The 12923-nt window shown below is 39.6% G+C and carries 13 protein-coding genes and 1 riboswitch; of the genes, 1 reads left to right on the forward strand and 12 read right to left on the reverse strand.

What is annotated here, in order from left to right; genetic code table 11:
* The first annotated feature begins 174 nt into the window (after positions 1-174).
* Complete coding sequence (locus tag BM390_RS15560) at positions 175-1530, forward strand: IS200/IS605 family accessory protein TnpB-related protein (RefSeq protein ID WP_177220729.1); 1356 nt, start codon at positions 175-177, stop codon at positions 1528-1530.
* A 155-nt stretch (positions 1531-1685) separates the two neighbouring features.
* On the opposite strand, the gene BM390_RS12980 is transcribed toward BM390_RS15560, so the two are convergent.
* The 12 genes from BM390_RS12980 to BM390_RS13035 form a co-directional block, all read right to left on the reverse strand.
* The gene (locus BM390_RS12980; RefSeq protein WP_062320852.1) at positions 1686-2108 is read right to left on the reverse strand and encodes a hypothetical protein; all 423 of its coding nucleotides are present in this window, start codon (positions 2106-2108) and stop codon (positions 1686-1688) included.
* Positions 2109-2496: 388 nt separating this feature from the next.
* A complete protein-coding gene (locus BM390_RS12985; protein WP_062320855.1) occupies positions 2497-3024 on the reverse strand; it encodes a type 1 glutamine amidotransferase domain-containing protein in 528 nt (175 codons plus the stop codon).
* 84 nt (positions 3025-3108) lie between these two features.
* Positions 3109-3744 (reverse strand): thiamine phosphate synthase, encoded by a 636-nt coding sequence (thiE, locus tag BM390_RS12990; protein WP_062320850.1) that lies wholly within the window; start codon positions 3742-3744, stop codon positions 3109-3111.
* Positions 3744-4532, reverse strand: a complete 789-nt coding sequence (gene thiM / locus BM390_RS12995; protein ID WP_089855340.1) for a hydroxyethylthiazole kinase — start codon at positions 4530-4532, stop codon at positions 3744-3746. The genes thiE and thiM overlap by 1 nt, the downstream gene beginning before the upstream one ends.
* Entirely contained in the window at positions 4532-5380 is an 849-nt protein-coding gene (gene thiD, locus BM390_RS13000; protein ID WP_062320846.1) for a bifunctional hydroxymethylpyrimidine kinase/phosphomethylpyrimidine kinase, read from the reverse strand. The genes thiM and thiD overlap by 1 nt, the downstream gene beginning before the upstream one ends.
* Before the next feature lie 97 nt (positions 5381-5477).
* Positions 5478-5583, reverse strand: a riboswitch (TPP riboswitch).
* A gap of 53 nt (positions 5584-5636) precedes the next feature.
* A complete protein-coding gene (lepB, locus tag BM390_RS13005) occupies positions 5637-6173 on the reverse strand; it encodes a signal peptidase I (RefSeq protein ID WP_062320845.1) in 537 nt (178 codons plus the stop codon).
* A 179-nt stretch (positions 6174-6352) separates the two neighbouring features.
* Positions 6353-6958 carry a YesL family protein gene (locus BM390_RS13010; protein ID WP_062320842.1) on the reverse strand — a complete coding sequence of 202 codons (606 nt, stop codon included), beginning with the start codon at positions 6956-6958 and terminating at the stop codon, positions 6353-6355.
* Positions 6959-6977: 19 nt separating this feature from the next.
* Complete coding sequence (locus BM390_RS13015; protein ID WP_197274753.1) at positions 6978-7940, reverse strand: carbohydrate kinase family protein; 963 nt, start codon at positions 7938-7940, stop codon at positions 6978-6980.
* Positions 7941-7950: 10 nt separating this feature from the next.
* Entirely contained in the window at positions 7951-9399 is a 1449-nt protein-coding gene (locus BM390_RS13020) for a glycoside hydrolase family 32 protein (RefSeq protein ID WP_231631420.1), read from the reverse strand.
* 22 nt (positions 9400-9421) lie between these two features.
* Positions 9422-11017 (reverse strand): extracellular solute-binding protein, encoded by a 1596-nt coding sequence (locus BM390_RS13025; protein WP_062320838.1) that lies wholly within the window; start codon positions 11015-11017, stop codon positions 9422-9424.
* Positions 11018-11033: 16 nt separating this feature from the next.
* On the reverse strand, positions 11034-11927 hold the full coding sequence (locus BM390_RS13030; RefSeq protein ID WP_089855343.1) for a carbohydrate ABC transporter permease: 894 nt from the start codon (positions 11925-11927) through the stop codon (positions 11034-11036).
* Between the two features lie 18 nt (positions 11928-11945).
* Positions 11946-12899 (reverse strand): ABC transporter permease, encoded by a 954-nt coding sequence (locus BM390_RS13035; RefSeq protein ID WP_062320836.1) that lies wholly within the window; start codon positions 12897-12899, stop codon positions 11946-11948.
* Positions 12900-12923 lie beyond the last annotated feature (24 nt).

Here is a 12923-nt window from a genome sequence, read left to right on the forward strand (position 1 = left end):
TCGTTTAGGCTCATTCCTAAAGCAATATCAAATAGCATAAAAAATTTTTAAGACAAATATTGAAATTCTGGTCGTGTTTGATTTTTTAAAAAGAGTAATTATGAAATTGATTCACGTAATAAAAAAGAACAAATCAACGCCGTTAAAAGGAAAATAAAAGCGACGAAGGCGCGCTTGACGACACTTCAAAAAATAAAAGGCTCTTTTGTCAAAGGAACACCGATGTTCAATAAGACATCACGTGAACAACAAAAAGGGGCCTTTTTTGTTGTGACATATAAGCATTCCACACGCTTATTTTACTGTGCTTATGATTTTGAACATCAATACCTTGATGTTGAAATCAAACACCTAAAGTCTCGCTTCGGTCAGTTGAACTTTAAGAAAGATCGATATGAAAAACAATTGATTCAATTGACAAACAAAGTGACGGGTGTGTGTTTCGGGAGTAAGAAACTCGCGCGCGGCCGGTTAACACAAACGTCTTATCACGCTCATCCTGAGCGTTGGCAGAAAGATTGGGTAGCGGCGCGTTACGGTAAGATGACCATTTCAGGACGGAAAGACGCCAAATCAGGTAACTTTGTCTTTCATTATCAGCCAGAGACGCATACCCTTACCTTTAAGGCGATCGACCAATGCATCATTCGTCTCGCTGACGTTGTTTTTCCTTATGGTCAAGATTATGTCAATCGTGCCATTCAGACACAAATGAACCTGAAAGATAAGAAAAAGTACGGGAAGCCTATTGGCTGGTCGCTTGAAGACCATGGTGACTACTATATCGTTAAATGCTTAATTGACGTACCAGCTACACCCTATCTGAATACCTCAACATCAACCGGTATGATTATGAATGTGAATCATCTCGCTGTCGCCAATGTCAACGATATTGGTCAATGTGTGGATGCCTTTACCCTCCCATTTAACTTAGAGGGTAAAACCAGTGGACAGCAGGCGAAAATAATAGAAGCAGAGGTTATTGCCCTCGTTGACTATGCCGTTAAACACCATAAACCACTTGCCATCGAAAGATTGGATACGACGCGGTCCAAAGTGTCGCGTCCTTATGGACATAAGAAAGCGAATCGTCGAATGAGTCAGTTTGCTTATCAAAAGATGATCCTAGCAATCCGATCAAGAGCTGAAAAAATGGGGGTCGCTGTCTACGTTGTTAACCCTGCTTATACCAGTCAAATTGGCAAGATGAAATATATGAAGCGGCTCGGTGTATCCATTCACATGGCAGCCGCTTATGTCATTGCCCGTCGGGCAATGGGCTTTAAAGAAAAACTCCCACCGATGTTGTATTCACTTGTTCCAGAGCAGAAACAAGGTCTACATCATTGGGCGCAATGGGCGTATATGATGCGTACCCTGTCTTTTGTTAGAACCCATGCGTTCTACCAGACAGAACGATTCGACCAAAGCAAGTTGTGTTCCTGGGACACACTATTTCCCCAACATGCTTTAACAGATGTTGAGAAAATAGGTTTGCGGCGGTTGGAGAGTAGAAAAACCTATGCTTAGTTGAATGAGCATGGGTCACCTTTGTGGTGTCCTTATGGAATCCCCTTCCTCAAACATTCGTGAGAATGTTAGGTGGGGGTAGTTCAATAACTCAACAATAGCGATTCTGCTTATTCACTTATCTAAACTAACGCACCATTTATCTGGATTAACTTTTAATTGATAAGTTCCTCAAAGAAGTTCTCTAATTCGGGCGCATCATCAAGGAATTCATACTGTAAATTACTTTCACCAACATCATATCTACTCACATATATTCTCCCATCTATGTAATTAATAATGATCGTTGCCCCTTCTACTGTATCAACAACTACTTGAGCATTAGAAAGCGGGACTTTTTCTTCTGAGATTTTCTGTGGGTCATACTGATTAAACCATTCAACAATTTTTATACATTCACTTTTTGGTACTCTTTTTATATCTGTACCCTTTTCCCATAAGTGAATCGCCTCAACTTGATTTATTGTGATAGGTTGATGAAAATTGGTTAATTCTTTATTTTGCTTATATTGACCCCACCAAAGTGCTGCTATTATTAAAAATACGACAACTGTAAGGATATACATTTTTCTTTTCATATTTACCGCTCCATTATTAATTATAACCAGTTCGTTAGTTGAACAAGTAATAACAGTTAATTTTATCTAATCTAAGTGTATCATAGCGTTCAGTTTTCGCACCAAATTCCTTTTAATAATTATTTTTCTATATCCGTTTTGATTCTCTAGTGTTAAATACTTAAAACCATATAAGATAATTGTCCACATGTTTAATTACAACAGCATAAAATCTCTGTATACATTCTTTTAAATGGCTTGATTTAACTTTTCCTTTTGTTAATCTATCCATTTCTAATCCTCTAAAAAAATCAATGAGTCACAATCAATCTCCATTTGACAAAGAACCCATTTTTTTAATTTAACAACATAAAAAGACCGATAGGCTCTAAACCTATCGATCCATTTTTTATAAATCTTTAACGACCGCTTCGATAATTGTTTCCATATACTGCGGCAAGTCACTTGGTCTCCGACTAGAAATAATATGCCCCGATTTGACGACTGGTTCATCAATCCAGGTGGCACCCGCATTTTTTAAATCATCGATAAGCGCTGGTGTACTTGTCATTGTTACATCCCTAACAATATCAGCTGAGATCAGCACCCAACCTGCATGACAAATCTGACCAATCACTTTCTTATCTTGATCCATCGCTTTGACAATATTCAACACACTGTCGTAACGGCGCAGTTTATCTGGCGCCCAGCCACCTGGGACGAGTAACACATCATAATCCGCTGGGTCAATATCTTCAAAGGCATGCGTTGATTCACACGGCACACCGTACTTCCCAGTGTAGACTTTACCTTTTTCCGTACCAGCAATATCGACCGTAGCCCCAGCTTCTCGCATTCTTAGGACAGGGTACCATAATTCTAAATCTTCAAACGCTTCGTCAACAACTTGTAACACGCGTGTATCTTTTAACTTCATCACACTTTAGCCTCCTTAAGTTTTGTCGCTCTTCTTTATGTTTAACCGTAAAATACCCGAGTTAAACTCCACCTTTTGTTGGATTTAATTGTATGACGAAAGAAATGATATAACACTAGCCGAAACATCTTGTTGGTAACCAATCTCTGAAATAACCGCCGCGCCATCAATATGATACTTCTTTAACCGAGGCATATCTCTGGCCCTTAAGCCACCAATCGCAACTATAGGGGTATCTCCTACATGATCTTTAATTGCTTTTAACCTTGAAAATCCAATGGGTATTTTTGCATCTGCTTTAGTTAAGGTTGGATAAATTGGACCTACCCCAATATAGTCAGCGCCTCGTTTTTTTGCTATGATTGCTTCTTCAAGATTCGTTGCCGATATCCCGATAAACATCTCTTTTGGCAACACGGCTCTTGCTTGTTCAATCGACACATCATCTTGACCGAGATGAACGCCATCAGCACCTAGTGCCATCGCCAGTTCAAGATCATCATTCACAACAAATGGTACACGATATTGTCTACATAACGCTTTCACTTTATATCCGTATTCAATAAGGGCAGTACCCTTGAGCGCAAAGGGACCTTTCTCTCGTAACTGAAACATTGTCACCCCACTCTTAAGTGCTGCCTCAATAATCGGTAAACTAGCTTCTTCTATATAAGCCTCACCAAAAATAAAATATAACCTCAACCATTCACGCTGAAACATTAGCTACTCACCTCAATCACAGCTTGTTTTTTCCATTCAGAAATACTCAGGGTAGCTAAACAATCGATAAAATGCATTTGAAAAGAACCTGGTAGTTCGCTTCTTTCTGCCGCTACCTCACTTGCGACAGTATAAAAACTGACTGCTTCTGCCGCAGCTTCGATATAATGATCATCATCAGCTACGGCTAAAAAAGCGGCGATGACAGAGGTAAGTAAACACCCCGTCCCAGTGACCTGTTTTAGTATTGGCGAGCCGTTTTTCAATCGGTAAAGTGTTTTGCCACTATAAATCATATCTTCTTTCCCCGTCACAACAACCGGGATACGATAGCGCCGATAGAAGGCTCTCGCAATCGTCCCTACATCCGTATCAATATCCCCTTCGACACCCTTACCAGCTTGTTTAAGTGAGACAAGGGTCATAATTTCTGCCGCATTGCCTCTGATGAAACTAATCTTTAACGTCTCAAGTAAATGTGTAACGACACGCATCCGGTAATTTGAAGCGCCAACACCAACGGGATCTAACACAATAGGAATCCCTTTTTCCTGAGCTTTTCTTCCCGCTACTTGCATCGCCTGAAACACCGGTTCTGTGATTGTACCGATATTCAAAACAAGCGCATCTGAAATATTTATAATGTCATCCATTTCTTCTTTTTCATGCGCCATAAGCGGCGAAGCACCGAGGGCATAAAGCCCGTTTGCGGTAACATTCATCACGACTTGATTCGTGATGTTGTGAATGAGAGGTGCGCGTTCTTTTACTAATTCTAAGTAATGCATTATACCTCACCCCCTCTAGTATCTTGACAAGTGTTTATGTCATTGGGTACCCCTTTTAACCGGTAACCAAAATGATTCGTCGGCCCGTTACCACGTCCGAGGTCAATCCCGTAAAAAATTGCAGCATGAATAAACGCTTTTCCTAAACTGACCGCATCAAGCATCGATTGACCTTTCGCAAGTTCTGCGGTAATAACCGCACTATACGTGCAACCTGTCCCATGTGTATGTTTCGTCTTGACTCTTTCTTTCGTTAAATAGTGCACTACGCCCCCGTCATAAAAGACATCAGTAGCTTCCTCAGTTAAATGCCCACCTTTTACAACTGCAGCGCTGGCACCTAACACATGCACCAGATCTTTCGCGGCTTGTGTCATCTCCTCTAACGTTGTAATCGAACGGTCCAATAACAAACTTGCTTCTTTTAAATTCGGTGTCACAAGTGTTGCTTTTGGAATTAATACTTCCCGAATAACCGCACGAGAACTCTCTTCCATTAAGACATCGCCACTCGTTGCGACCATGACTGGGTCTAATACATACGGAATATCGGGGTATTTTGTTAAATAGTCACCAATCAATCTCATCATTTCTTCGGTCGCAATCATGCCTGTCTTTATCGCATCTGGTTGAATATCATCAAAGACACAGGCCAGTTGCCTGTCAATCATCTCAATTGGTTGATGATGAATTAACGATACACATTGCGTATTTTGCGCAACAACAGACGTAACCACACTCATACCGTAGACACAACGTTCTTCAAATGACTTGAGGTCCGCTTGAATACCCGCACCTCCTGTTGGATCGGTCCCGGCAATCGTTAATGCTGTTTGAACTTTTTTCATTTTCTCCACTCCTTGTAGACGCAAAAAACCGCTCCTCATAGGTCGAGGAACGGTTGTGAGTGTATGATTAAAACGAACGCCAATAAAGACGCTAGGTTTCACAAGAGTCCCACTTCCCTACGTTGGTACTAACCAAATCAGGTTCAAAGGGACCAAAGTGATTCACTTTATCTCAGCACACATGTGCGCCCCTAGCGGTTTCATCCGTATTTATTTGTTAACTTAACCATAGTGAATATGAGAAAGTTTGTCAAGCTTATTGAAGCAAGCCAATATCTTCTGGCGGCCAAATCCGAAAGACGATTTCACCAATCACACTGTCTTCTTCAATCACACCAAAATAACGACTATCCCGGCTATCCGGTCGATTATCTCCTAAGACAAAATACATCCCTTCAGGTACTTCCGTTAAGCCTAATTCATTCATACTAAAATCATCGGTATACGTGTAGCCATCCAACTGACTTAAGACATCTTCTAAATAGACTTCTGGATAACTGACCCCGTTAATGAATAACACATCATCTTTTACTTCAACATAGTCACCCGGTAACCCAATGATGCGCTTCACATAATTCTCTTCAATAACTGAATCAGGTGCAACAAAAGCGATTTGGTCAAACCGTTCTAACTCGCCCAATTTACTTATAATAATTCGGTCACCATCATGCAAGGTCGGTTCCATTGACGTTCCTTTAACAACAGACGGCGTCATCACAAATTCTCTCACGACAAGCACAATCACCAATGCAATCACAATGGCTTTGATCCAGGAAATCAATTCTTTTACCATCTCTAACCCTCATTTATCTTTTTTTCTTATTATACGCGCTTTCCATAAGAAAATCCATGATTTCACTGAACAGACAAAAAACCTCATGCGTAGAAAGCACGAGATTTTAATTTGACTATTTAATTTATGACGTAACCTTTTGATCATCACTCACTATTCATTACGTGATACCACTCAATCTAATCATCCACTTTTAAAAAATGTGTGGCTGCGACTCTCATGAGAACATATGCCATTAAACTGACGCCAAGTAACAAGAATAACGCCGCATAAGCCAACATCACTTGAGCTAACACATAGACTAGACCGACAGATATAATCGTTTGAATCGGTCTTGCGACAGAATAAATAAGCGCGACTTTTGGATAATCTCGTAAAGGAAAATGATAGTGAACAAATACCGGAAATACCGTCATCAAACTTAATATAACGATAGCGGTTAGAAGAATAATGATAAAGAAATAGCCTTTTGAAAATAAGGCGTGATCGATTAATAAGGCCACGCGGTAATTACCATAGAGTATCGCCACGGCTAATACATACAGGTAACCTAACAGATTTGCTTTCAATAGATTTTCTTTATAACTCTTCCAATATTTTTTGAACACATCATCGTCATCTTTAAAGACAATCATTTGTCTTAAAACGTAGAAAAGGGCTGCTAAACTAGGGAAAAAGCCGATAATACCTAGCCCCAATACACTCCCTAACCAAAAACAGATATTTAATAGAATGAGGTGGAAACCAAGTGTACCTACTTTTATAAACCAGCTTTGACGATACATTTTAGTCCACCTCTTTCCATTAATTGATGTATGCTAACACTTTGTCTGCTTCAGGTATTGATTCAATGGCGCCAACTTTGGTGCATACAAGCGCTGCGGTCACATTAGCATAAGTAATCATCTCTGTTAATACTGCTTCATTTTTAATCACTTCAAGCGGTTGAGCATAAGTTGATAACTGAGATAATAATGCGCCAACAAACGCATCTCCTGCCCCCGTTGAATCGATTGCTTCAACTTTAATACTGTTGATTACTTTTTTAAAGTCACGCGTAGACACATAAGTCCCTGCCTTACCTAGTGTCACTGTCACGAGAGACACGCCCTCATCATGAAGCCGATCAACTGCCTCAGCCATATTATCTTGTTGCGTTAATAACAATAATTCCTCTTCACTTACTTTAACATAATTAGCATAAGGTAAGCAGTGATACACCCACTCAACAAAAGCTGGTTGATCATTACCCCAAAGATCCGAACGGTAGTTAGGATCAAAGGCGATAAATTGCTGCCTTTGCTGTCCTTTTTTCATCATGTTGATATACGTTTTGCGAAAAGGATCCGTTAATAAAGCTGTGGCTGAGCCAAAATGCAACGTATGCATCGAATCAATTAAGGTTTGATCAAGATCCTTTCCCTCTAATAATCCATCCGCTCCTCGCATAAATTCAAAATCTCGTTCACCACTTGAATCTAATGATACAAAAGCTAACGTTGTTTTAGCAAGGTTTGTTTTTAATAAATGATCTGTTTTTACTTTTGCGGCTGTTAAGGATTGTTCGAGGAAGGTGCCAAAAGCATCTTCCCCTACTTTTCCGACAAAGTACGCCGCACCACCATGTCTAGCAATAGCCGCCGCCACATTTGCAGGCGCACCGCCTGCTTTTTTCTCAAACGACTTACCTTCCACTAGTGAAACATCTATATCTGTACAAAAAAAGTCAATCAGTAATTCACCAATACATGCGATATTATTCACCATACCTTTTCGTTCACCCCTTACTCAGTCTCATGACTTTACCTGAAACCAATGACGAACGCTGATTAACTGATGTTACCATTAAGTCAGAAAAGCGCTCAAGTGGATAGACAAGGCTTGTTAGTGCTGATGTACCACCGTCAACAAATAGTTCAATCGATGACCGATCTAACACGATCGATAACTGAACATGTCCCGTATTGATTGGTGCCGTTTGCACTTCTTTGAATAATGGCGAAAAGTCTATTTGTCCTGCTTTACTTCGGTCAAGTATTAATATTCTATCATGAGCGTCTAGTGTCAACGTTAATTGATCATCTTCTTGTGACTGGAGTGTGATCACAACCTGATCGGCAGCATCCAGTTGTAACTCTAAATCAATCTGCATCGCTTCTTTAAATGTTGGTACAGTGACGACATCTGTTAAATCACGTGTTGTCATCACTAACTGATCAGTCACATAGGGTGATAGTTCGCTCACTGGCTCCTGCTTAGCAATCAGTGAGTCGCCTTTATGTGTTAATGATAACACGCGAGGTAGTGTCATTTGACTACGCCAGCCACCCGTTGGTACGACATTCGCATAACGCCAATTGCTCATCCATCCTAAGTAAATTCTTCTACCGTCTTCTTCTGGTATATCTGAAAAACTAACACCAGCATAATTATCCCGGCCATGGTCAAGCCAGCGAACATTTGTATCAATCGGTGAAAACACTCGGCCGTCAAAGTCCCCAATGAAATATTGCGTTTTTGAACCTACATCAAGTTTGTCATTATCACCGACACTAACAATCATAAGCCACTTCTTATCAGTGGTTCCGTCGATAGGTAGTTCGAATAAATCCGGACATTCCCAGACCGCTTCTTGATAGCCAACACCTTCACCAAATTCACTTTCAAATCGCCAATCCTTTAAGTCCTTAGATGAATACATCATGACGGTTTGTCCGGTCGCTAAAATCATCACCCATTTATTTGTTTCTTCATACCAAAATACTTTAGGATCTCTAAAATCTATTTTTTCTTCACTTATTAAAACGGGATTCTGTTCATATTTTATCCACGTCTCTCCTTCATCAAGGCTGTAGGCTAAACTTTGATATTGTTCTGGTGGTTGTTGTTCCCGGTCTAAATGATGGGTGAAAATAGCCACTAAGCCATGTCCACCATTAAAAAATCCGGTTGTGTCATGCCAGTCAACAACGATACTTCCTGAGAAAATCATTCCTAGTTCATCAGGGAAAAGAGCAATCGCTCTTTCTTCCCAATGAACCATATCCTCACTTACCGCGTGTCCCCAGTGCATAGGACCCCAAACGGTGCTATCAGGATTATGTTGAAAGAATAAATGATATTTCCCTCGATAAAAGACCATGCCGTTCGGGTCATTCATCCAGTTTTCTTTAGGTGCAAAACGAAGCTGTGGTCGATAATTCTTTCTCTGTTTAATTTCTAGCAAGCTAAACATCCTCTCTATTTTATTATTGCGATCGATCGTATCCTTCTTGTTTAATTTCTAACCATTCTTGCACATTTAATCGTTCTAATTCTGCAAGGTAAGCATCCCATTCTTCATCCGCTTTCCCGTTCGTAATCCATTCCGCTTTAATGCGGTGAATATATGGAATGAGATCTGCTTCAATCGTTGATATACGATCTAATTCATCTTCATCAAAAAACACTTTTGGATAGATATTTTCAGCACTCATGTGCGGTACCATCACGTCATTCATTAAATCAAGTCGCCAAGCAGCATCATCTGGCATAGTTGTATCTTTACCATAGTAACTATCTAAAATAGCAAGCGGCCCGCCTATCGATGTTTTCTCTCTTAATTCTACTGGCGCCGCTCCGTCTAACGGCAAGTGACGTAACATATCTGCGGCTTCATCATATTCAAAGATATTTTGAAGTTCATCATCACCATAGGTTCCCCAGTTGTTTTGAACGGATTGTTTCGGTGCATAAAGCTGATCAATCCATTTGGCCGTAAGTTCTAAATTCTCGTTAGCGCTCGTAATAACCATACGTGAACGATCAAATCCCATCCCATTTGTCCGCGCAACATTCACTGTTCCGTCAGGTCCAGCAAGTGGATTCATTAAGTCATAATTATCACCCATACCGGTAATATTTCCTTTATCCCACGTAAAGTACATACCGTAGCGACCTTCTTGTCCTTTTGCGACGTAAGTTGGCCAATCATGTTCAAATGCTTCGATATCAATTAATTGTTCTTCATACAATTCATTCATAAAATTAATCGCATCTTTATAGCCATCTTGCATAGATGTTAGTAGCACTTCACCGTCATCTGTCACAACGGTATGATCCCAGTTGTCACCAAGGCCAAATGAAGCAAATAAGAAGCCTGGGTCTTGCCCGCCGTCATTAATAATAAATGACATTGGAATTGTTTGACCATCACCTGCAGGGTCGTTGTCTCTAAAAGCAATCAATACTTCTTTTAACTCCTCAGTTGTCTGGGGCATGTCTAACCCTAACTCTTCGATCCATTGAACATTTATCCAAGGGAAATTATCAACTGAGTGAATACTTCCTTTCCCTTCACCAAGTTCTTCAATCCAAGGGAAGGAATAAATATTACCATCAGGTGCAGTCATCATCGCCTCATATTCTGGCGCTTTCTCTAATACCGCTTGTAAATTCGGCATATACTGATCAATCAAGTCATTTAATGGAATAATCGCGCCGTCATTGGCGTAGTTTAATAATTCATAATCACTAAAAGCGGCGTTCATGATTGCATCTGGCATGTCACCAGTTGCTAGGGCAAGGTTTCTTCTTTCACCAAACGTGTCACCGGTAAAGTTTAACCAATCAACATGGACACCTGTTTCTTCTTCTAAACGTTGGAAAATTAATTTATCATTAGGGTCCTCAGGTGCTAACGTTGAGCTTGATGTCATAAACTTTAATGTGACATCCTCTTCCTCTAAAGGAAACTCTATATTTTCTAATTCATAATCATCAGAATGCGCTTGTTCATTACCTCCACCACAAGCTGTTAAAACAAGACTTAACATAACGAGTAATAATCCCATCACTTTTTTCATTTTTATAACCCCCACTTTATTTTAGTGAACCTACCATAACACCTTTTTCGAAATACTTTTGGAAAAACGGATACATGACCATGAGCGGTAAACTTGCGACAACAATCGATGAGTACTTAATCATTTCAGCAATTCTTTGCATTTCAGCGCGTGCTAATTGATCGGCAATCATACCCGGCGGTACTTCGTTTTGGACTAATATTTCGCGAAGTACTAACTGTAATGGATAGAGCGATTGATCATCCAAATAAATCATCGCATTGAAATATGAATTCCATTGACCAATAAAAGCAAACAACGCAATGACGAAAATAATTGGTTTTGATAGTGGTAAAATGACACTTAAAAATATCTTCAAGTCACTTGCACCATCAATTTGCGCTGCTTCTTTTAATTCGTTTGGCACCCCCTTAAAGAATGTTCGTGTAAGAATAATATTCCAGACGCCAACGGCTCCCGGCAAAATAATCGCCCAAGGGGTGTTTAACATCCCTAAGTTTCGGACAACGAGATAGGTTGGAATCATGCCACCATTAAAGAACATCGCGAATAAAAAGAAGATCGTAATGACTTTTTTACCTACGAGTGTTTCAACTGATAAAGAATAACCAGCCAAAACAGTGAAGACTACCGCAACAAACGTAAAACCAGACGCATAAAAGACTGAGTTTAAAAATCCTCTTACGATTGAACCGTCTTCAAAAATTCTGCGGTATCCATCTAACGTCCAGTGATCTGGATTGAATGAAATTCCTTGATTGAGTAGGATATTTGGTTTTAAGAACGACCCTATTAAGACATAGGCAATGGGAACAATAACAGCTAGAACAATTAACACGAGCAATACCTTATTGACGAATAAAATCAGTCGATCAACAGGTGAATTATTTATTAAAGAATGACGTGCCATACAATCAACCTCCTTGTTTTAGTAAAGTGTTTCTCCATTTAATCTTTTTACAACAGTATTCGCAATGACGAGTAAGATCAGACCAATAACTGTATTAAATAGTCCAACAGCGGCACCAAACGACCAGTCACCAGCTAATAACCCACGTTTATAGACATACGTATCAATAATTTCTGATGCCGGTATATTCATATCTGTTTGTAAAAGATATGCTTTTTCAAATCCAACACCCATAATGCCACCAATCGCTAAGATGAATAATACCGCCATGATTGGTTTAATCACTTGCACATCAATGTGCCAAATCCGTTGAAGTAACGATGCCCCGTCAAGTGTTGCGGCGTCATGTAATTGTGGATCAGCATTTGACAATGCGGCGACATAGACGATAGATGAAAAGCCCGCTCCTTGCCATATACCAGAAGTAATAAAGATAGTTCTAAAATAAGCAGGATCAGATAAAAATGATACCGGGTTACCAGTAAACTGCGTAATCAAAGCATTAATTGGACCTGCCGGTGATAAGAAAATAAATAGCATACCAACAATAACAACGGTTGAAATAAAGTGTGGTGCATAAATAACTAACTGAATATTTTTCTTAATATTCATCCGTCGTACTTGATTCAGCATAAGCGCCAGAATAATCGGTACTGGAAAACCAATAATTAAGCCGTAGACACTTAATTTAATCGTATTCATAAAAATTCTAATAAAGTTAGGTGATGTGAGAAAACTTCTAAAGTGATCTAACCCTACCCAGTCACTTCCGAAGATCCCTTTCGTTACACTAAAGTCTTGAAAAGCAATTAACACCCCATACATCGGAATATAATTAAATATAAAAACTAACAATACAGCTGGAAGTAAAAATAGATAAAGAACATAATTCTTTTTAATATAAGCCCATTTCGATTCTTTTTTATCGATGCGGCTTTTCCCACCTTTTCCTCTGCTTGGCTTTTGTTTCATAACGTTTAACACTCTCCCTTTACT

It is taken from the genome of Halolactibacillus miurensis (genome assembly GCF_900116255.1).
Taxonomy (GTDB): Bacteria; Bacillota; Bacilli; order Bacillales; family Amphibacillaceae; genus Halolactibacillus; species Halolactibacillus miurensis.

What these genes read in the sequence shown, in the direction of transcription:
- BM390_RS12980 (WP_062320852.1), bottom strand. Translation starts at nt 2,108, where the DNA reads ATGAAAAGAAAAATGTATATCCTTACAGTTGTCGTATTTTTAATAATA.
- BM390_RS12985 (WP_062320855.1), bottom strand. Translation starts at nt 3,024, where the DNA reads ATGAAGTTAAAAGATACACGCGTGTTACAAGTTGTTGACGAAGCGTTT.
- thiE (WP_062320850.1), bottom strand. Translation starts at nt 3,744, where the DNA reads ATGTTTCAGCGTGAATGGTTGAGGTTATATTTTATTTTTGGTGAGGCT.
- thiM (WP_089855340.1), bottom strand. Translation starts at nt 4,532, where the DNA reads ATGCATTACTTAGAATTAGTAAAAGAACGCGCACCTCTCATTCACAAC.
- thiD (WP_062320846.1), bottom strand. Translation starts at nt 5,380, where the DNA reads ATGAAAAAAGTTCAAACAGCATTAACGATTGCCGGGACCGATCCAACA.
- lepB (WP_062320845.1), bottom strand. Translation starts at nt 6,173, where the DNA reads ATGGTAAAAGAATTGATTTCCTGGATCAAAGCCATTGTGATTGCATTG.
- BM390_RS13010 (WP_062320842.1), bottom strand. Translation starts at nt 6,958, where the DNA reads ATGTATCGTCAAAGCTGGTTTATAAAAGTAGGTACACTTGGTTTCCAC.
- BM390_RS13015 (WP_197274753.1), bottom strand. Translation starts at nt 7,940, where the DNA reads ATGGTGAATAATATCGCATGTATTGGTGAATTACTGATTGACTTTTTT.
- BM390_RS13025 (WP_062320838.1), bottom strand. Translation starts at nt 11,017, where the DNA reads ATGAAAAAAGTGATGGGATTATTACTCGTTATGTTAAGTCTTGTTTTA.
- BM390_RS13030 (WP_089855343.1), bottom strand. Translation starts at nt 11,927, where the DNA reads ATGGCACGTCATTCTTTAATAAATAATTCACCTGTTGATCGACTGATT.
- BM390_RS13035 (WP_062320836.1), bottom strand. Translation starts at nt 12,899, where the DNA reads ATGAAACAAAAGCCAAGCAGAGGAAAAGGTGGGAAAAGCCGCATCGAT.